Origin of the sequence: Leclercia sp. UBA1284, from assembly GCF_002308415.1 — a bacterium.
Lineage (GTDB): Bacteria > Pseudomonadota > Gammaproteobacteria > Enterobacterales > Enterobacteriaceae > Enterobacter > Enterobacter pneumoniae.
Genome location: NZ_DBUS01000006.1, coordinates 1,987,249 through 2,007,338, shown reverse-complemented (window position 1 = coordinate 2,007,338; position 20,090 = coordinate 1,987,249). Strand labels below are relative to the sequence as shown.

Genomic DNA, 20,090 nt, shown 5'->3' with positions numbered 1-20,090 from the left:
CCATGATCGATATACAGAATCTTAATCTGACTTTCGGCGAAGGTGAAAAGCGCACCCAGGTGCTGTACGACGTGAATATCCATGTTCAGCCAGGCGAGATTTATGGCCTGGTGGGAGAGTCGGGCTCCGGCAAAACCACGGTACTGAAGTGCCTGGCGGGGCTTTTCACCCACTGGGAGGGGGCGCTCGCTATTGACGGGGTCGCGCTCGGACGCAGTATCAGCGCTGAGCGTTGTCGTCGGGTCCAGATGGTGTTCCAGGATCCGTACGGTTCGCTACACCCGCGCCACACCATCGGCGATATTCTGGAAGAGCCGCTGCAAATCCATGGGATGAAAGAGCGGGATCGCCGTATTCACACCCTGCTGGATCGGGTGGGATTAAACCGGGCTTTTCGCGATCGCTATCCGCATCAGCTTTCAGGCGGGCAACGCCAGCGTGTGGCTATCGCCCGCGCGTTGATACTGGAGCCGCAGGTCTTACTGCTGGATGAGCCCACCTCGGCACTGGACGTATCGGTACAGGCGGAGATCCTCAACCTGCTGGCAGAGTTGCAGCGGGAGTCGAATCTCACCTATCTGATGGTCACGCATGATCTGGGGGTGATTGCCCATCTCTGCCAGAAAGTAGCGGTAATGCAGTACGGCAAGATCCTTGAAACGCTGAGCGTGGATGAACTGGTCGCCGGTAATGCAAAGACGGATTACACGCGAATGCTGGTCAATGCCAGTCAACAATATAGCCGTGAGATGGCGCGTGAGGTGGCGGCGTATTAAGCCAGGCCGGTCAGTCACCTGACCGGCAAAGATTAACGCAGTAGCGGGCAGTCCGGCGGCAGGCGGCACTTAAGCGCACCCGGTAGCAACGACATACGGAAGTGCGTGCCACTTAGCGGTTCACCGTCCAGATTGAAGGTCATGCCATGGGGGGCGTGCACCTCAAACCAGGCAGACTGGCTGTCAATGACGTTCGGACTCTCTTCCGGATGCGTCAACGTGGTGAAGAGGGCAGGGAGCAGCTCGTCAGAGGTAAAAATGCGCAGTTGCAGCTGCCCGTCGTTGATCAGCGCCTCGGGACAGAGTTGCTGACCGCCGCCCGCCTGGCGTCCGTTACCAATGCCAATAACCAGCGCGTTTCCCTGCCAGTTGAAGTTCTCACCGGTGATTTCACAACTATCTGGCTTGAGCAGGTCCATCCTGACCAGTCCGTGAAGAAGATAAGAGACGCCGCCCAGTGCGTCTTTTAATTTTTCCGGCGTTTCGCTGGTAATACGCGTGCCGAAACCGCCGGTCGCCATATTGATAAAGCAGGTTTTATCGTTAACCCGGGCGATATCCATTGCCGTCGCTTTACCGGCGATCGCCAGCTGCAGGGCCTTGTCCAGGCTCTCCGGCACGCCGGCGCTGGTGGCAAAGTCGTTAGCGGTGCCCAGGGGTAGGATCCCCAGCGCCGGACGCCGGGCTTCGGGTACCGCAATCAGCCCGGTTGCTACCTCATTTATAGTGCCATCGCCTCCGCCGGCGATCACGGTCTCTACGCCCAGGGCGCAGGCTTCGTCGATATAGCGCGCCGCGTCGCCTTTCTCCCAGGTCACGCGGACATGGATCACCACGCCCTCTTCACGTAACAGGGTGATGGCCTGGCGTAAAAGATCGTTGCCAGCCCCTTTGCCATTAAGAATTAATAAACTTGCGGGATAGGTTGCCATCCACGTTGCTCCTGTTCGGGTCTCTGAAAAGTGTATCGCAGCGCGAGAAAAAACGGGTAAGAAGAGGATGAAAGAGTTGAAATTTCGTCATCGCCCCCGGCAGGGGGGCGACGTAAGGCAATAAATTAGCAGTCCCGGGCCCCCCAGGGGCAAAGGGGGAAGGCGCAGAACGGGCGCCGTTTACAGTGGGTTATCAGTGCGCCACTGTTGCCGGGGCAGCGGGTCCCGGCGAGAAATTCAGACCAAAGCGCGTCTTTATAGGGGAATACACGAAGAATGTGTAGCTCTCTGAGGGTGCCGTCTACGGCTATGCCAAAGGGGCCAGTGACGAGGATTGAACCAACGCTGATGAAATAATCGCCTTTATACCAAACTATCATCCTGATATTTTTTACCGTGAGTACATGAACAAAAATCGTTCCCGTTGCAGGACAGACCATCCTGTTTTCAACGACCCAATACATATTACCTCCTTTCCCTAAGGTAAATTTATATACGCAGAAAGAATAACATTATGTATCTCTATGAATAGACTGAAATTCAATATCAAACGAATCGATGCGTTTCTACAGGTAAACGGAGATAAATTTACGTAACAGCGGAGAGGAAGCGGGGAATGGCAGGCAAAAAAATAAGCCTGCGTAAGGGAGATTACACAGGCTAAGGAGGTGGTTCCTGGTACAGCTAGCATTTATGGGTTATGTTTTTCAGCGCTGGGGATAATACCCGTATTGAACGCAGCGGTATGTGATCCGATTCTAAGAATTATCTCACCCTGAAGAAATAACCCCACTAAATTACTTCGCGTAAGGCGTACGGCTGTTTTCACCGTCGAAATTACGCATCAGCAGCGCATACTCCAGCGCGATATCTTCAGGGACCGGCAACCAGACAGTATGGCCATCGCCCGGCGCCACGGAAACGGCTTCGCCTTTGCCATTTTCCATATGTTCCAGCGTGAAGTTAACATTGCCCTGCGGCGTCATCAGTTCCATGCTGTTGCCCACGAGGAATTTGTTTTTCACGGCGACGGCCGCCAGCGGCCCTTTACGCTCACCAGTAAATTCCCCAACAAACTGCTGGCGCTCGGAAAGGGAGTGGCCGTAATCATAGTTCTGATAATCGTCGTGGGTATGGCGACGCAGGAAGCCTTCGGTGTAGCCGCGATGGGCCAGCCCTTCCAGCGTATCCAGTAGCCCAGTGTCGAATGGCTTGCCGGCTGCGGCATCGTCTATCGCTTTACGATAGACCTGAGCGGTACGCGCACAGTAGTAGTAGGATTTGGTGCGACCTTCAATCTTCAGAGAGTGCACGCCCATTTTCGTCAACCGTTCGGTATGAGCGATGGCCCGCAGATCTTTGGAGTTCATGATGTAGGTGCCATGCTCGTCCTCAAAGGCGGTCATGTACTCGCCCGGGCGCTGGTTCTCTTCAATCATGAACACTTTATCCGTCGGAGCGCCAATACCCAGCGTCGGCTCAACGGTCTGTACGGGAATCGGTTGGTATTTGTGTACGATATTCCCGACATCGTCCTCTTTCCCTTCCTGGACTTTATATTCCCAGCGGCAGGCGTTAGTACAGGTGCCCTGGTTCGGGTCGCGCTTATTGATATAGCCCGAGAGCAGGCAGCGGCCAGAGTAGGCCATGCACAGTGCACCGTGGACGAAGATCTCCAGTTCCATATCGGGAACCTGGGTACGAATCTCTTCGATCTCCTCAAGCGACAGTTCGCGGGAGAGAATAACGCGGGTCAGCCCCATCTGTTTCCAGAACTTCACCGTCGCCCAGTTAACGGCGTTAGCCTGCACGGAGAGATGAATATCCATCTGCGGGAAGTGTTCACGTACCAGCATGATCAGGCCGGGATCCGACATAATCAGGGCATCCGGCCCCATCTCTACCACCGGCTGCAGGTCGCGGATAAAGGTTTTCAGCTTGGCGTTGTGCGGGGCGATGTTGACCACTACATAGAATTTCTTGCCGAGGGCATGCGCTTCATTAATGCCCTGCTGCAGATTCTCGTGGTTGAATTCATTATTACGCACGCGCAAGGAGTAACGCGGCTGGCCCGCATAAACGGCATCGGCGCCATAGGCGAAGGCGTAACGCATATTTTTCAGCGTTCCCGCCGGGGAGAGAAGTTCCGGTTTAAACATGTATGTTCTCGTTCTGATGACAGGTCAGATGCGCCTCACAAGATGGGCGCCAGGGGGAGATCCCCTACTTTAAGGGCGGGCATTGTAACGCTACGGGGAAGGGAGGTAAACCACTCTACAGAGAAACGCTGACGGCAGCAGTGTACCGTCAGCGTTAAAATTTGCGGTGCGTATTAGAGGTCGTCCTGAGTGTGATCGACAATAATTTCCAGCGTCTTGCGGATAATATCGGCTTTTACCACGTCCTGCGTGGATTCAATTTGTTGAATCAAGCGCAAGATAATCGCTTTGTTGGTCAGCGGTTCCTTCGCATCCAGAATGGCACCCATAACAGATTCGAGTAATGCCCACTCTTCTGCCAGCAAACCGCCGGAGTTGCGAAAATAGCTGGAGAGGACAGGATCGGGCAGTTCATCATAAAAGTCGGATTTCTGGAGCATAGCCTGGCTCATAGTGTCACACCGGTTCAGTTTAGAGTAAATGTATGCAGTTAATGTTTTTTGCTGCTGCTGGATTGTTGGCTATCACCAAACAGGGGATAAACATTACTGCTCTGGCGACTCTCCTTGTCCCATTCATGCTGCTCACCTTTGTGCTTACGAGCCGGCACTTCTGTACTGGTATTCCCATTAGAAATCTCCAGGATTATCTGGGCCAGTACAGCGCGTCGTTCACCATCCTTTTCTGCTGACAGCATGGATTGCAGCCTTGCCAACAGCAGCTTCATGCTGATAGGGCCGTTATCTTTCAGCAGCGATAGGGTGGCTTCGCCAATAAGTTCATCAGTCAGTCGTTCATGTTCACTTCTGTTCATAACTACGTCTCTGTTGCCGCCAAATTCAGCTAGCGAAAGGGCGGCATTTCATCAGTAAATTGCGCCAGTATAAGGCATTAAGATGGCGCAAAAAAACTGACTTAAAAACGGGTAATCAGCGGCGCTTGACCTCAATCTGTTAACGGTCAAAGAGCAAGCCGATTAAAGTTTGGTAGCGACTCTCCTCATCAAAATCAGACGCCTTTTCCATCCGGGAAAGCAGTTTTGTGCAAATCGCTTTTCGGTTAAGAACTTTACCCTCCCGCAGGATTTCGACAACAATTTGTCCCAGCGCTTCTTGTTGGGTAGGCTGACTTGCTTTGTTGAAGTATTGGGTAATGGCATTCGCTGTATTCGGTACAAAGCCGTTCTCGCGCATATGTCACTCCTCGCTTTTAATGCTTAAAACATTCAAAAATGCGTTAACGCAAATGGTTAACACAATGTAAATTTATAAATACTGTACACATCTGTTGTACAACTTATCAATTTATTTTTGATCATTAAGTGCTAAATTATTAATATCAGCAACTTATAAAACTAATGTTTAGCGTGTATTTAAAAAAGCTTGTACATTATGGCATAATTTTAGTCCTACAAAAGGTCATACGGCGTGACAGGAAAACCACTACAGACCTGCAACAGGACGCGTTAGCAACCATCTGATATCGTGGCATTTCATTCACCTCCTCTATTGGAAACCCTATGCTCACTACCATCATTTACCGTAGTCATCTTCGCGATGAACTGCCGGTTAGCACGCTGGAAGACATGGTTGTTGCAGCAAATAAGAAAAACATCGAATCCAATGTCACCGGCATTCTGTTGTTTAACGGTAAGCTCTTTTTCCAACTGCTCGAGGGACCTGATGAGACAGTTCGGGCTATCTATCGCGATATCTGCGCCGATGACCGCCACCACAACGTGGTAGAGCTGCTTAGCGATTTCTCCCGCTCGCGGCGTTTTGGCAAGGTTGGCATGGAGCTGTTTGACCTGCGCAAATATGACCGCCACGAGGTGCTACAAACGGTGCTGGATAAAGGAACCAGCCGTTATCAACTGATTTATAACGATCGCGCTCTGCAGTTTTTCCGGACGTTTGTCGAAGAGAGTGAAAAAGAGAACTACTTCGAGATCCCGCCGGGAGACTCCTGGCAATTTATTGTCGATGATAATGCCAGTAGCATCCGTCAGCTTGAGCAGAGCCCTGATGAGACGTGCAGCTTCGCTTTTCAGCCGATTATCGACCCACTGGCCCGCGAGATGGTCTCCCTCGAAGCCTTGATCCGTGCGCCGGGTGGCGAACAGGCCCAAACCTGGTTCGACGATCGACCAGGAGATGAGGTCTACGAAGCTGACCTGCGGAGCAAAAGCGTAGCCTTTGCTATGGCCCGTCAGCTGGGGCTAGGGAAGCAGAGCTTGTCAGTGAATTTATTACCGATGACGCTGGTCATGGTACCTAACGCGGTAGATTTCTTGCTCCAGGAGATAGAAGCAAACGGGCTGGTGGCAGAGCAGATCGTGGTGGAATTCACTGAGAACGAAGTCATTTCCCGGCTGGAAGAGTTCACCGGTGCCGTGCGCGAACTGAAGGCGGCAGGCATAGGGGTGGCTATTGACCACTTTGGCGGCGGATTCGCCGGATTATTGCTGCTGGCGCAGTTCCAGCCGGACAGAATTAAGATTAACCGTGATCTGATTCGCGATGTACACAAAAGTGGTCCACGGCAGGCTATCGTCCTGGCTATCATCAAATGTTGTACAACGCTGGAAATCTTGATCTCTGCTGTAGGTATTGAGAAGCCAGAAGAGTGGATGTGGCTTGAATCGGCAGGTGTTTCTCAGTTCCAGGGGCATCTTTTCGCCCGTCCTCAGCTGGCGGGGATCCCGGCAATCGCGTGGCCTGAGCGGGTCGATGACATTTAAATCCTCTCTCACCGGGTTATAGTACAAACTTATTGTACAATATTACAGGTTGTACACCCTGGTGAGATTGGTTACCTTGGATACAGAATATATCGTTTTACGCATGGGGATTCGATGGCCTTTTACAGTATTGGCGATGTCGCAGAACGTTGCGGCATAAATCCCGTCACATTACGCGCCTGGCAGCGCCGGTACGGGTTGCTAAAGCCGCAGCGCAGTGAAGGCGGGCATCGACAATTTGACGACGAAGACCTTCAGCGCATTGAGGAGATCAAGCGCTGGATAGAGCGTGGTGTGCCGGTCGGCAAGGTAAAAGCGCTGCTTGATCAGGACAAAGCGCCTGAGCCGGGCGACTGGCGCGCACTGCAAGAAGAGATGATGAGCACCTTACGGCAGGTTAACCCGCTTAAAGTGCGGGCGAAAATCAATGCCTTTTGCCATCTGCATCCCATTGATTCACTCATTGATCATGTCTTTGAACCTGTTCGCCAGACGCTGAGCCTGGATCAAAACACGGCGCGAGCCATGTGCAGCCTGCTCGATGGCATTTTGATTGAACATGCGGTCTCCAGTCTTAGCGAGTCCCGGGTTAAGGCTGGCAGAGATGCGCTGTTAATCGGCTGGGGTATCGTCGATCGCACCAGCCTGTGGCTGGAAGCCTGGCGGCTCTCACAGCGCGGCTGGCGTATCGATGTCTTTGCTGAACCGCTCGAGTTGCCGCACCCCGAGTTTTTCCCGGGGCAGCAGATCCTCGTGTGGGCGGGCCGGACGTTAACGGCGTTACAATCAGAACAACTTGAGCACTGGCAAAAACAGGGCTACGCCATTATGGCGCACGGGCTGGGCGAAGCCCGCTAATCCTCTTCCGTGACGCGCACGGGTAACGCAGGCCGGTTAAGCCTGTTACCCCCCTCAGCTGCGTTCACATTCTCCTATCCGATGCGGCATGCGTCCGCTTCCCAGCGATATCCCACACCATACACCGCGCGAATAAACGACTGATCGGCATCCAGCGCTTCCAGTTTACGGCGCAGATTTTTAATGTGGCTATCAATGGTACGGTCAGTAACCACGCGATAGTCGTCATACAGGTGGTTAAGTAACTGTTCGCGGGAGAAGACTTTCCCCGGTTCGTGAGAGAGGGTTTTCAGCAGGCGAAACTCGGCGGGGGTTAAATCCAGCAGCTTATTACGCCAGCTGGCCTGAAAACGGCTCTCGTCGATAATCAGCGGGCTGACCGCATCCAGAGCCTGAAGCTCACGGTGTGGCTTGCAGCGGCGCAGAATCGTTTTCACCCTGGCGACCACTTCGCGCGGGCTATAGGGTTTACAGATGTAATCATCGGCGCCAATTTCCAGCCCCAACAGGCGGTCGATCTCTTCGATTTTTGCCGTCACCATCACAATGGGGAGATCGGAAAAGCGGCGGATCTCACGGCACAGGGTCAGCCCATCGGTGCCTGGCAGCATCAGATCCAGCAGGATCAGATCCGGTGGAGTCTGACGCACATACGCCAGCACCTGATCGCCGTGGCTGATCAGGGTGGGCGCATAGCTGGCCGCCCGCAGATAGTCGATTAACAGCTGCCCAAGCTTAGGCTCGTCCTCCACGATCAAAATTCGTGGCGTGTTTTCGTCAATAGGGAGTTCAGTCATACTTCTCTCGATAACTCTCTTTCCAGCGGTAGCTCTACTGTAATGCTAACCCCACCAAAAGGCGAATGCGCGGCGCGCAGCGTGCCGCCGTGCGCCGCCACAATGTTCACGCAAATCGCCAGCCCCAGCCCGGAGCCGCCGCTGGCACGATTACGCGAACCTTCCGTACGGTAAAAGCGCTCAAACAGTTTTGTGAGCTGCGCGTCCGTGACCCCGGGGGCCGTGTCGGCGAAGGTGAGGGAAAAATGGGTGTCTGTAAGGTGGCCGGAGAGGCGTAATGCCCCTCCGCCATCGGTATAACGCAGGCTGTTTTCCAGCAGATTATTAAATAGCTGCATCAGGCGGTCGCGATCGCCAAAGACCACCGCATGGTCGGGCAGAGCGAGTTCAATGCGCAGATCGCGGCTGGCAAAACGTTCGCGAAACGCCCCGCTGGCCACTTCCAGAATGTTGATCACATCGACGGGGGCTTTCTGATAGGCCAGCGCCCCTTCGTCGGACATCGAGAGCTGGTGGAGATCGTCCACCAGCTTGGTGAGGGTACCCACCTCTGCCTGCAACGAGGCCACCGACTCGGGGGTAAACTGCCGCACCCCGTCCTGGATGGCCTCCAGTTCGCCGCGCAGCACCGCCAGCGGGGTGCGCAGTTCGTGCGAGATATCGGCCATAAAGTCCCGGCGCATCTGCTGGTTCTTCTCCAGAGTGCTGGCAAGCTGGTTAAAGTCTTGCGCCAGCTTGCCCAGTTCGTCTTCGCTGCGGGTATCTACCCGGGTCGAGAAATCGCCCGCCGCCAGCTTGTGCGTCCCTTCAACCAGCCGCTTGACCGGCGCCAGCAGGCCGCGCGCCAGCGGAAAGGTGGCCAGCGCGGCAAGCAGGGTGGAGAGGGCCACAATCAGCCAGCTGGTCTGCCGCTGCTGGCGATCGAAATTAATATCGGTATTGCGGGTGAGCCGCTCCACCGGGGAGGCAATGACCCAGCCGACGTTGGCGCCGTTGACCATGATGGCTCGTTTGGTCCCGTCCGGGGGCACGGGCGCCCGCGGGCCAACGAGCACGCGCATATCCTGATCAATCACCCAGAACTGGGTGCGCCAGCCGTGCGGCGGCATGCCCGGACCGGGGCGATCATCATCAGAATCATGTTCGAGGGAGCGCAGGATCTGAAAAATGAAGCGATCGTTATTACGTAAAAACCGCCAGTTGCCATGCAGGGCATACTGGTCGCCCAGCGCATCGCTTAACCCCTGCAGACGCTGTTCGTTGCCATGCTTAATGTAATCGATAAAGCCGCGTTCAAAACTGACCCGCACCGCCCAGTGCATTGTGATAAGCAGGACGATACAGGTGGCGAAAATGGCGAGAAACAGCTTACCCGTAATACCGGGACGCCAGAACTTCATGGTTCACTCCTTTTACGCCGCCGGAGGACGACGTTTTTACTGGTATCATCCGGAACCCGGGCGAAGATCAACGCGGGCAGAGCGATGATGACCGCCATGCTGAAATAAGTGTATAAAAAGACCTGGTGGGCCACGGCGGTATCGGCGCTCAGATGGTGCTGGCCATACATCCCCAGCAGCAGCCCGGCGACAGTGACCCCGACGCTCATGGAGAGCTGCATGATCATCGACAGCAGGCTGTTGCCGCTGCTCGCCAGCGAATCCGGCAGATCCTTCAGGGTAAGGGTGTTCATCGACGAGAAGCGGGTGGAGTTAATGACGCCCTGGAAGAAGAGCACCAGCGGCAGAACGGCGTACCAGCCCAGCAGGGCGACGGCCATAAACAGCAGACTGATCAGCGCCAGCCCCAGGGTGGACGTCACCAGCACCCGCCGATAGCCAAAGCGGTTGACCACCTGCACGACGATCCGCTTCATCCCCATACTGCCCAGCACCATGGGGATCATCATCAGCCCGGCGTGGAACGGGGAGAAACCCAGACCAATCTGTAAGAAGACCGGGGTCATAAAGGGCAACATACCGCTGCCGATGCGCCCGGCAAAGCTGCCCAGCAGCCCCAGCCGGTAGGTCGTATTTTGAAATAACGACAAACTGAATAAGGCGCGGTCGTTATCGCGGGCATGCCAGAGATACCACAGCACCGAAACCACCCCGATGGCCACCAGAGCGACCAGCGACAGAGAAGAGATCCCCAGCCCCTTTTGCCCATCCAGCGCCAGGGTCAGGGTCGCCATACCGGCCGCCAGCAGAAAAAAGCCCACCAGATCGAAGCGTCGGGTCTGCATGGTGTAGTTGGGCATAAGCCAGAGGGTGGCGATGGCGCCGATAACCCCCACAGGAAGGTTAATCAGGAAGATCCAGTGCCAGGAAGCGTACTCAACCAGAATCCCCCCCAGCGCCGGGCCGAGCAGCGGACCAACCTGCCCGGGTAGGGTGACGAAGGTCATTGCCGCCATATACTGCGCGCGCGGGACGATTTTCATCACCGTCAGCCTGCCAACCGGCACCATCATCGCCCCGCCGACCCCCTGTAACGCCCGCGCCATGATCAGCTCATTGAGGGTGTTCGCCTGAGCACAAAACAGCGAGCCGGTGGTAAAGAGCACGATGGCGGTAAAGAAAATATTGCGCACCCCCACTTTGTCCGCCAGCCAGCCGCTGGCAGGCAGCATCACCGCCACCGTCAGCACATAGGCGACGATGACCATGTGCATATGCAGCGGGCTCTCCCCCAGGCTTTTCGCCATTGAGGGGAGGGCGGTGTTAACGATGGTCGTATCCAGCGACTGCATAAAGAAGCCGAAGGCGACAATCCATAGCTGCCAGCGAACCTGCTTAGGGAGATCGGTCATTTACTCCGTCACCATTAGTGTTTTGCCGTGAAAAACGCAACCGCAGACGATCAAAGAACAGGTAAACCACTGGCGTCGTGTAGAGCGTAAGCAGCTGGCTCATCACCAGACCGCCGACAATGGTGATCCCCAGCGGCTGACGCAGCTCGGCACCGTCCCCGCTGGAGATAACCAGCGGTAGCGCGCCAAACAGCGCTGCCAGGGTGGTCATCATAATCGGGCGGAAACGCAGCAGGCAGGCCTGGAAGATGGCCTCTTGCGGCGTCAGGTTGCCGTTGCGCTGCGCCTCGAGGGCGAAATCGACCATCATGATCGCGTTTTTCTTCACTATTCCTATTAATAGCATGATCCCGATAAGCGCGATGAGGCTAAACGGCGCGCCAAATAGCTCCAGCGCCAGCAGCGCCCCCACCCCCGCCGACGGCAGGGTGGAAAGAATCGTCAGCGGATGGACATAGCTCTCGTAAAGCACTCCCAGCACGATATAGACGGTGGCAATCGCCGCCAGAATCAAAATGATCTGAGAATTCATCGTCTCCTGGAAAACCTGCGCCGTACCAGCAAAGCTGCCGCGCACCGTCGAAGGGACCCCCAGTTGAGTCATGGCGCGGTTGATGGCTTCACTGGCCTCTGAGAGCGAAGAGCCGGTAGGCAGGTTGAATGAGACGGTCGACGCCGCGGACAGCCCCTGATGGTTAACCGACAGCGGCGCGTTCGCCGGCTGCCAACTGGCAAAGTAGGAGAGCGGAATTGCTTTGCCGTCGTTGTTAATCACAAACATCTTATCCAGCGCGCTGATATCCTGGGTATAGCGCGGATCGACTTCCATTACCACCTTGTACTGGTTCATCGGCTGGTAGATGGTAGAGATCTGTCGCTGACCGAAGGCATTATTCAGCAGGCTGTTGGCCGCGCTGACATCTATCCCCAGCCGCGACATGGTTTCCCGGTCATAGGTCAGGCTCATCTCTGCGCCGTTGTCCTGCTGGTCTGAGTTAACATCCGCCAGCTGCGGCAAGGCCGCCAGCGCTTTGCGGATCTTCGGCTCCCATTCGCGCAGGGCGGCGAGATCGTCCGACAGCAAGGTGTACTGGTAGCTGGCATTGGCCTGCCGCCCGCCAACGCGGATATCCTGAACGGCCATCAAAAAGAGGTTCGCGCCGGGCTCTTTCGCCAGCTTGCCGCGCAGACGATCAATAACCTGCTGGGCGGTTTCGCTGCGGTTATCGCGGGATTTAAGGGTAATAAACATCATCCCGCTGTTGACCCGCGAGCCGCCGGTAAAGCCGGTGACATTATCCACCGCCGGGTCGTCGCGTATGATCTTCATAAAGTCCTGCAACTTTCCGCGCATCGCCTGGAAGGAGATGCTCTGGTCAGCCTGGATGCCGCCCATCAGCACCCCGGTATCCTGCTCCGGGAAGAAGGTTTTCGGTATGGTGATATAGAGCCAGACATTGAGCACAATGGTGCCCAGCAGCACCAGCCCGACGATGCGGGTATGGTTAAGTACCCACTTCAGTGATTTTCCGTAGCCCTCCTGCAGCGCCATCAGCAGCCGGCCAAACCCGCGTTTACGCGGCTGGCTGTGCGGTTTGCCGGATTTCAACATCCAGCCGCACATCATCGGGGTGAGGGTCAGAGAGACCGCCAGCGAAATGCCGATTGCGACCGAGAGCGTCACGGCGAATTCGCGCAACAGCCGTCCCGGCAGGCCATCCATCAGCAGCAGCGGTAAGAACACGGCCACCAGCGACAGGCTCATGGAGAGCACCGTAAAGCCCACTTCACGCGACCCCTGCAGCGCCGCCTGAAGCGGCTTCATGCCCGCCTCCAGGTGACGGGAGATATTCTCCAGCACCACGATGGCGTCATCCACCACGAAGCCGGTGGCGATAGTCAGCGCCATCAGCGACAAGTTATTGAGGCTAAAACCGCACAGATACATGGCGGCGAAGGTGCCGATAAGCGACACCGGTACCGCCACGGCGGGGATCAGCGTGGCGCGACCGGAGCGCAGGAACAGGAAGACCACGAGGATCACCAGCGCCACGGAGATAATCAGCGACTGCTCAACCTCTTCAAGCGAGGCGCGAATGGTGGGGGAGCGGTCCTGAGCGATCTGCAGATCGATGGCCGCCGGAATGGTCTCTTGCAACTCAGGCAGACGGGCGCGGATGCTGTTGACCGTCTCGATGATGTTGGCCTCCGGCAGCTTGCGGATCATCAGCAAAATGGCCGGTTTGGCGTTGGTCATCCCGGCGTTACGCACATCCTGAACCGAGTCGGTTACGCTTGCCACGTCGCTGAGGCGCACCGCCGCACCGTTGTTGTAGTGAATAATCAGTGGCTGGTATTCGGCGGCGGTTTTGAGTTCATCGTTGGTCTGGATCTGCCAGCGGTGGCTACTGTCTTCGATGGCTCCCTGCGGCCTGCGCACGTTAGCATTACTGATAGCGCTGCGCACATCATCCAGCGATACGCCCTGGTTAAACAGCGCCTGCGGATTGAGCCCCACGCGCACGGCCGGCAGGGAACTGCCGCCCACATCCACATCGCCCACGCCGTCGATTTGAGCAATGGTCTGCGCCAGCTGGGTAGAGGCAAAGTCATACAGCTCACCCTGGGAATAGGTATCCGAGGTGAGCGTCAGGATCATGATCGGCGAGTCGGACGGGTTAGCTTTGCGGTACGTCGGGCGGCTCGGCATACCGCTTGGCAACAAGCTTTGCGCGGCGTTGATCGCTGCCTGCACGTCCCGGGCCGCGCCGTTGATGTCGCGGTTAAAGTTGAACTCCAGAATGATGCGCGTACTGCCCAGCGAGCTGCTGGAGGTCATCTCGTTGACCCCGGCGATGCGTCCGAGGGAGCGCTCAAGCGGCGTGGCGACCGACGAGGCCATGGTCTCTGGCGACGCGCCGGGCAACGAGGCGCTGACCATAATGACCGGGAAATCCACCTGCGGCAGCGGGGCCACCGGCAGCAGCCGGAAGCCGAGCACGCCGCAGAGCGTAATGGCGAGCGAAATCAGGATCGTCGCCACCGGGCGGTAAATGAAGAGGGCGAAAAACTTCACTTACGCCTCCTCAGTACGCTTCGGGAAGCGGGATTTCATCTTCAGTGCCAGGCTGTCGAACAGCAGGTAAATCACCGGTGTGGTAAAGAGTGTTAACACCTGGCTGACCAGCAGGCCGCCTACCATGCCAATCCCCAGCGGACGACGCAGCTCTGCGCCAACCCCGGTGCTGAGCATCAGCGGTAGGGCACCGAGCAGGGCGGCAAGGGTGGTCATCAGGATCGGACGAAAACGCAGCAGACAGGCCTGATAGATGGCCTCGCGCGGTGTCATTCCCTGCTCGCGCTCGGCGGCAAGGGCAAAGTCGATCATCATGATGGCGTTCTTCTTGACGATACCAATCAGCAAGATGATGCCAATGATGGCAATCACATCCAGTTCACTGCCTGCCAGCATCAGCGCCAGCAGGGCCCCCACTCCTGCGGTGGGCAGGGTAGAGAGGATGGTGATGGGATGAATAAAGCTTTCGTACAGCACGCCAAGCACGATGTACATTGCCACCACTGCCGCCACGATCAGCCAGATGGTACTGCCCAGCGCGGCCTGGAATGCCAGCGTACTGCCCTGGAACTGGGTCTGAATGTCGGTGGGGAAGCTGAGATCTTTTTCCGCACCCAGGATCGCCTCCACCGCCTCGCCCAGCGAGTAGTCGTCCGGGACGTTAAACGAGATGGTGGTAGAGGGGAACTGATCCAGATGGTTCACCGCCAGCGGCGTATAGCGCTCCTCCACTTTCGCGATGGCGCTGAGCGGCACGCTGCCGCCTTCGCTGCTGGTGAGACGCACGGCGTCCAGCCCTGCCAGTCCCGGCGTCTGTTGCGTATCGTGCTCCAGCACCACGCGGTACTGGTTTGCCTGAGTATAAATGGTGGAGATCAGGCGCTGACCAAAGGCGTTGTACAGGGCGTTATCCACATCCGCCATGGTAATGCCCAGCCGGCTGGCGCTGTCGCGATCGACATTGATATAGGCCGCCAGCCCTTTATCCTGCCAGTCGCTGCTGACGTCGGAAAGCTGGGGCAGCGCCTGCAGTTTCTCCACCAGTTGCGGCACCCAGGTGCTGAGCGCCTCAAGCGTGGTGGCCTGCAAGGTAAACTGATACTGAGTGCGGCTGACCTGGGTATCGATCGTCAGATCCTGAGTCGGTTGCAGATAGAGTTCGATACCCGGTACGCGCGCCACGGCCTGCTGCAGGCGCTCAATCACCGCATTGACGCGGTCATCACGCTCATCGAGCGGTTTGAGGTTGATCTGCAGACGAGCGCTGTTTAGCGACGGGTTGGTACCGTCCACCCCCACGAATGAGGTCAGACTCTCGACGGCCGGATCCTTCATAAGAATTTCGGAAACCTGCTGCTGGCGCTGGGCCATGCTGGCAAACGACACCGACTGCGGCGCCTGAAGCGTTCCCTGAATAATGCCGTTGTCCTGAATCGGGAAGAAGCCCTTCGGAATCATGACCCACAGCAGGGCGCTGAGGGCCAGGGTTGCCAGCGCCACGCCCAGCGTCGCCCAGGGGTGGTTAAGCACTTTGGTCAGCAGGCGGCCATAGGCGGCGATCACCCGCTCGAACATCCGTTCAGAGGCGCGAGAAAAACGGTTCTGTTTGCGCAGGGACTCGTGGCTCAGCATGCGCGCGCACATCATTGGCGTCAGGGTTAATGACACTATCGCCGAGATCAGAATCGCCACCGCCAGGGTGACCGCAAATTCGCGGAACAGACGTCCGACAATGTCGCCCATAAACAGCAGCGGAATCAGCACCGCTATCAGGGAGAAGGTCAGGGAGATGATGGTAAAGCCGATCTCACCAGCCCCTTTGAGCGCTGCCGCCAGCGGTTTCTCGCCTTTCTCGATATAGCGCGAGATGTTCTCAATCACCACGATGGCATCGTCCACCACGAAACCGGTGGCGATGGTCAGCGCCATTAGCGTCAGGTTATTGATGGAGAAATCGAGAAACACCATGACCGCAAATGTCCCTACCAGCGATAACGGCACCGCGACGGCGGGGATTATGGTAGCGGGAACGTTGCGCAGGAACAGATAGATGATCATCACCACCAGCGCGATGGCGAGCATCAGCTCAAACTGCGTGTCGCTGACCGAGGCGCGGATGTTGGTGGTGCGATCCGAAAGTACCTTCACGCTCACCGACTTCGGCAGGCTCTCTATCAGCTGCGGCAGCATGGCGCGGATGCTGTCGGCGGTATCAATGATGTTAGCGCCCGGCTGGCGCTGCACGTTCATCACGATGGCCTGCTGCTTATTCGCCCAGGCACCCAGCCAGCTGTTTTCCGCCCCTTGTTCAACCGTGGCCACATCGCCCAGGCGAACAGGGGCCCCGTTCTGGTAAGCCACAATCAGCTGGCGGTACTCATCGGCAGACTGCATCTGATCGTTGGCCGACAGCGTGACCGCGCGGGTGGGGCCATCCAGGGAGCCTTTCGCCGAGTTGACGTTGGCGTTGCTGATGGCGGTACGGATGGTTTCGCTGGTCAACCCCAGCGCGGCGATGGCCTGCGCGTTAAGCTTCACGCGTACAGCCGGACGCTGGCCGCCAGAGAGGGTCACCAGGCCGACGCCCGATACCTGAGAAATCTTTTGCGCCACGCGGGTTTCGACCATATCTTCAACCTGCGTCATCGGCATGGCAGACGAGGTGACGGCGAGGCTCATGATGGGCGGATCCGCCGGGTTGACCTTGCTGTAGACTGGCGGATTCGGCAGATCGGACGGCAGCAGGTTGGTGGCGGCGTTAATGGCGGCCTGCACCTCCTGCTCGGCGACATCCAGCGGCAGGGTGAGCTGGAACTGAAGCGTAACCACCGACGCGCCACCAGAGCTTTGTGAGGACATCTGCTTCAGCCCCGACATCTGGCCGAACTGACGCTCCAGCGGGGCGGTTATGGCAGAGGTGACCACATCCGGGCTGGCGCCGGGATAGAGGGTCACCACCTGGATGGTGGGATAATCGACTTCCGGCAGGGCGGAGACCGGCAGAAAACGGTAGCCGATAATCCCCGCCAGTAAAATCGCCACCATCAACAGCGTGGTGGCGACCGGGCGCATAATGAACAGGCGTGACGGCCCGCCCGTGGCGCTGGGTGGCATCACCTGCATCAGGCGTTCTCTCTCTGTTTGGCCTGTTCACGGGCAGGCTGCTTCCGGGTGGCTGTGTCGCTGTGCGCTTCCACTACCTCGACTTTAGCCCCTTCGGTCAGGCGGTCGATACCGTCAGTGACTACGCGATCGCCTGCGGACAACCCGGCGCTGATCACCACCGTCTGGCTGTCCTGGATGCCGGTTTTCACCAGATGCTTACTCACTTTATTCTCGCTGTTCAGTACCCACACAAAGTTGCCTTCGTTGCCCATCTGTAGGGCTGCGGTCGGGATAACTACCGCGTTATCCTGAGTCGAGACCAGCATCCGGGCGTTAACAAACTGGTTCGGGAAGAGCGCGTCGTCCTGGTTAGTAAATCGGGCCTTCAGCTTGATGGTGCCGGTGGTGGTGTCGATCTGGTTATCCAGGCTCAGCAGCGTACCTTCGCTCAGTTTCTGTTTGTTGGCGCGATCCCAGGCTTCAACCACCAGCGGCTGGCCGGTTTTCTGCGCCTGAACAACGGTAGCAATGTCGTTTTCTGGCAGGGTGAAAACCAGATCGATGGGGTGGGTCTGGGTGATCACCACGATGCCTGTGGTATCGCCGCTGGAGATCTGGTTACCGATATCAACCTGTTTCAGCCCCACGCGGCCATCAATCGGGGCGGTGATCCGGCTCCAGTCGAGCTGGAGCTGGGCGCTGGCGACGGCGGCTTCATCCGCTTTGATCGTGCCCTGTGATTCACTGACCAGCGACTGCTGGGTATCCAGCTCCTGGCGTGACACCAGATTGGTTTTCACCAGTTTCTGGAAGCGGGCGAGGTCGCGCTGTGCGTTGGCGAGAGTAGCTTTGTCTTTTGCGAGCTGACCCTGCGCCTGGGCGAGGGCAACCTTAAACTGGCTGGGATCGATTTCAGCCAGCAGATCACCGGCTTTCACCTGTTGCCCCTCCTGGAAGTGGAGCGCAATAAGCTGGCCGTCAACACGACTGCGTACGGTCACCGTATTTGCCGCCGTGATAGTTCCCAGGCCCGTAAGGTAAAGCGGAACGGATTTATTGACGGCGGTGGCAGCCTGGACAGGGGCCAGCACGCCACCGCGCATAGCGTGGCGGCCACCGCCTGCGGGGCGTTGTTGGCTGGTGGCACCTGCCGGTGCCGCGGAGTGACTGTGCCAGTACCACGCGGCGGCAATGACCACCACAATAAGGCCTGCGGCAATTGCCCAGCGGGATTTTTGACTGCCTTTCATCGTTATACGTTCTCGTCCTGAAACATTTCGGGAAATGATACTAGTTTAGTGAGTGGAGACGGCAGAAAAATGGAGGAAATATGGAAGACTGTCTGGAATTGTCTGAATGAGGGTAAGGCAAAAAGGCAAAACGGGTTGCCTTTTTTAGGCATTTCCCCCTCTCCCTGTAGGAGAGGGGTGGGGTGAGAGCATCAGCCCGCAACTATGTCAGCTAAACACTACCTGCGCCCAACGCGCCAGCCCCGCCGTCACCGAGCCGAAATCATCGCCGCCAGCAATCGGGATGCCCGGCAACTGCTCCGCCAGCGCACGCTTAATTAACGGCGATTTGGCGCTACCGCCGGTAAGGTAGATCACGTCCGGTTTCTCTTTACCATTATCCAGCGCCAACTGCACCTGTTCCAGAATGCGCTGCAACGGTTGTGCCAGTGCCGCCTCCAGCCCCTGCTGACTAATCGCGGTGGCCAGCTCATCGCCGATAAACGGCAGCGTAACGGTATGATCGGCTGCTTCTGAAAGGGCAATTTTACTCTCTTCGGCGCTACGCACCACGCGATAGCTCAGACGCTGACGCCAGAGCTTATACAGCAGGGCGACTTTGTCGGCATCCTGCGCATCGCGCACCAGGTCATTAAGGAAACGACCGTTGGCGGTACTGTAGAAATCGCTCTGAGCGGGGACGTCGTTAATGGCAACCGCATTCCACCAGGGGAGGATCGGCAGGGCGATACCTTTTTCCGTCTGGCCGCCCATGCCCAGCAGCGGCATCAGGCTTTTGAACGCCAGTGCAATATCAAGATCGTTCCCGCCTACGCGGCACCCGCTGTGTCCCAGCAGGCTATTTTCACGGTCGCGGCGGACATGCCATTGTGGCCCCATCAGCAGCAGCGAGCAGTCAGTTGTCCCGCCGCCGATATCCACTACCAGCACACGTTTCTCTTCACTAAGCGTCGCTTCAAAATCCAGACCGGCGGCAACCGGCTCATACTGGAACACCACGTCCTGAAAACCTGCGCGGTGGGCGGCACGCTCAAGGATCCCTTGCGCCTGCTGGTTCGCGTCGTCTCCCCCCAGCCCCTGGAAGTTAATAGGGCGACCAATCACCGCCTGGGTAATGGTATCCGTCACCTGCGACTGTGCCTGCTGACGAATATGCAGCATCATGGCGCAAACCAGATCCTCAAACAGAGCAACCTGCTGCGGCTTCAGTCCGCTGGCACCGAGGAAGGATTTCGGGGATTTAACAAAGTAGACCTCTTCCGGGTCCTCAATATAGTGGCCCAGCGAGGAGAGTCCAAACTGCACGCTGGTGGCGGTAACGTCGATATCCTCTTCGCGATTGAAGCTTACCGCCCGGCGTAACAGCGCCTGGGTTTCCGTGCCGGTAGCCGGAACCTGATGATGACGATAGAGCCACTCGCTTACCGCTTCACGCGTGGGCGCGCAAATCATTGATGGCAGCAGGGTGCTGTTATTTTCCATTTTGAGCAGCTGTGGCTGCCCGTCTTGCATCACCGCCACAGAACAGTTGGCGGTACCATAGTCAAATCCGATAAACACGTGCGAAATCCCCATGCCATTGAGA

General features: G+C 57.1%; 15 protein-coding genes. 3 read left to right on the top strand and 12 right to left on the bottom strand.

The annotated features are described in order from the left end of the window. Positions 1-2: 2 nt before the first annotated feature. Positions 3-776: an ABC transporter ATP-binding protein gene (locus B3511_RS12900; protein ID WP_286782688.1), complete on the top strand. Its 774-nt coding sequence runs from the start codon at positions 3-5 to the stop codon at positions 774-776. A 32-nt stretch (positions 777-808) separates the two neighbouring features. Here the strand turns inward: B3511_RS12900 and yegS are convergent, their stop codons facing one another. The 5 genes from yegS to ycgZ form a co-directional block, all read right to left on the bottom strand. After that, positions 809-1,708: a lipid kinase YegS gene (yegS, locus tag B3511_RS12895; RefSeq protein ID WP_040074859.1), complete on the bottom strand. Its 900-nt coding sequence runs from the start codon at positions 1,706-1,708 to the stop codon at positions 809-811. A 797-nt stretch (positions 1,709-2,505) separates the two neighbouring features. Further along, complete coding sequence (gene yegQ / locus B3511_RS12890; RefSeq protein ID WP_286782686.1) at positions 2,506-3,867, bottom strand: tRNA 5-hydroxyuridine modification protein YegQ; 1,362 nt, start codon at positions 3,865-3,867, stop codon at positions 2,506-2,508. Between the two features lie 173 nt (positions 3,868-4,040). Next, a complete protein-coding gene (locus tag B3511_RS12885) occupies positions 4,041-4,307 on the bottom strand; it encodes a biofilm development regulator YmgB/AriR family protein (RefSeq protein WP_040078438.1) in 267 nt (88 codons plus the stop codon). Between the two features lie 50 nt (positions 4,308-4,357). Next, positions 4,358-4,681 carry a hypothetical protein gene (locus B3511_RS12880; RefSeq protein WP_046884781.1) on the bottom strand — a complete coding sequence of 108 codons (324 nt, stop codon included), beginning with the start codon at positions 4,679-4,681 and terminating at the stop codon, positions 4,358-4,360. Positions 4,682-4,820: 139 nt separating this feature from the next. Next, a complete protein-coding gene (gene ycgZ / locus B3511_RS12875; protein WP_040074864.1) occupies positions 4,821-5,060 on the bottom strand; it encodes a regulatory protein YcgZ in 240 nt (79 codons plus the stop codon). Between the two features lie 326 nt (positions 5,061-5,386). Between ycgZ and B3511_RS12870 the strand changes: the two genes are divergently transcribed. Together B3511_RS12870 and B3511_RS12865 are read left to right on the top strand one after the other, a co-directional pair. Beyond that, entirely contained in the window at positions 5,387-6,607 is a 1,221-nt protein-coding gene (locus tag B3511_RS12870) for a diguanylate phosphodiesterase (RefSeq protein ID WP_286782684.1), read from the top strand. Between the two features lie 114 nt (positions 6,608-6,721). Then, entirely contained in the window at positions 6,722-7,465 is a 744-nt protein-coding gene (locus B3511_RS12865) for a MerR family transcriptional regulator (RefSeq protein WP_046884783.1), read from the top strand. Positions 7,466-7,539: 74 nt separating this feature from the next. On the opposite strand, the gene baeR is transcribed toward B3511_RS12865, so the two are convergent. The 7 genes from baeR to yegD form a co-directional block, all read right to left on the bottom strand. Then, the gene (gene baeR, locus B3511_RS12860; RefSeq protein ID WP_046884784.1) at positions 7,540-8,262 is read right to left on the bottom strand and encodes a two-component system response regulator BaeR; all 723 of its coding nucleotides are present in this window, start codon (positions 8,260-8,262) and stop codon (positions 7,540-7,542) included. Beyond that, positions 8,259-9,662: a two-component system sensor histidine kinase BaeS gene (gene baeS, locus B3511_RS12855; RefSeq protein ID WP_286782682.1), complete on the bottom strand. Its 1,404-nt coding sequence runs from the start codon at positions 9,660-9,662 to the stop codon at positions 8,259-8,261. The genes baeR and baeS overlap by 4 nt, the downstream gene beginning before the upstream one ends. Further along, entirely contained in the window at positions 9,659-11,074 is a 1,416-nt protein-coding gene (locus tag B3511_RS12850) for an MFS transporter (protein WP_286782681.1), read from the bottom strand. The genes baeS and B3511_RS12850 overlap by 4 nt, the downstream gene beginning before the upstream one ends. Continuing rightward, positions 11,058-14,150 (bottom strand): multidrug efflux RND transporter permease subunit MdtC, encoded by a 3,093-nt coding sequence (gene mdtC / locus B3511_RS12845; protein ID WP_046884787.1) that lies wholly within the window; start codon positions 14,148-14,150, stop codon positions 11,058-11,060. Before mdtC ends, B3511_RS12850 begins: the two co-directional genes overlap by 17 nt. Next, positions 14,151-17,273, bottom strand: a complete 3,123-nt coding sequence (locus B3511_RS12840) for an MdtB/MuxB family multidrug efflux RND transporter permease subunit (RefSeq protein WP_286782678.1) — start codon at positions 17,271-17,273, stop codon at positions 14,151-14,153. After that, positions 17,273-18,505 (bottom strand): MdtA/MuxA family multidrug efflux RND transporter periplasmic adaptor subunit, encoded by a 1,233-nt coding sequence (locus B3511_RS12835; protein WP_286782676.1) that lies wholly within the window; start codon positions 18,503-18,505, stop codon positions 17,273-17,275. The genes B3511_RS12840 and B3511_RS12835 overlap by 1 nt, the downstream gene beginning before the upstream one ends. 207 nt (positions 18,506-18,712) lie before the next feature. Next, on the bottom strand, positions 18,713-20,065 hold the full coding sequence (gene yegD, locus B3511_RS12830; RefSeq protein WP_207292063.1) for a molecular chaperone: 1,353 nt from the start codon (positions 20,063-20,065) through the stop codon (positions 18,713-18,715). Positions 20,066-20,090 lie beyond the last annotated feature (25 nt).

Bases quoted from the DNA above. Each gene is read 5' to 3' on its own strand.
- B3511_RS12885 (WP_040078438.1), bottom strand. From the start codon at position 4,307: ATGCTCCAGAAATCCGACTTTTATGATGAACTGCCCGATCCTGTCCTC.
- B3511_RS12835 (WP_286782676.1), bottom strand. From the start codon at position 18,505: ATGAAAGGCAGTCAAAAATCCCGCTGGGCAATTGCCGCAGGCCTTATT.
- baeR (WP_046884784.1), bottom strand. From the start codon at position 8,262: ATGACTGAACTCCCTATTGACGAAAACACGCCACGAATTTTGATCGTG.
- B3511_RS12840 (WP_286782678.1), bottom strand. From the start codon at position 17,273: ATGCAGGTGATGCCACCCAGCGCCACGGGCGGGCCGTCACGCCTGTTC.
- B3511_RS12850 (WP_286782681.1), bottom strand. From the start codon at position 11,074: ATGACCGATCTCCCTAAGCAGGTTCGCTGGCAGCTATGGATTGTCGCC.
- yegQ (WP_286782686.1), bottom strand. From the start codon at position 3,867: ATGTTTAAACCGGAACTTCTCTCCCCGGCGGGAACGCTGAAAAATATG.
- B3511_RS12900 (WP_286782688.1), top strand. From the start codon at position 3: ATGATCGATATACAGAATCTTAATCTGACTTTCGGCGAAGGTGAAAAG.
- ycgZ (WP_040074864.1), bottom strand. From the start codon at position 5,060: ATGCGCGAGAACGGCTTTGTACCGAATACAGCGAATGCCATTACCCAA.
- yegS (WP_040074859.1), bottom strand. From the start codon at position 1,708: ATGGCAACCTATCCCGCAAGTTTATTAATTCTTAATGGCAAAGGGGCT.
- B3511_RS12865 (WP_046884783.1), top strand. From the start codon at position 6,722: ATGGCCTTTTACAGTATTGGCGATGTCGCAGAACGTTGCGGCATAAAT.
- baeS (WP_286782682.1), bottom strand. From the start codon at position 9,662: ATGAAGTTCTGGCGTCCCGGTATTACGGGTAAGCTGTTTCTCGCCATT.
- B3511_RS12880 (WP_046884781.1), bottom strand. From the start codon at position 4,681: ATGAACAGAAGTGAACATGAACGACTGACTGATGAACTTATTGGCGAA.
- B3511_RS12870 (WP_286782684.1), top strand. From the start codon at position 5,387: ATGCTCACTACCATCATTTACCGTAGTCATCTTCGCGATGAACTGCCG.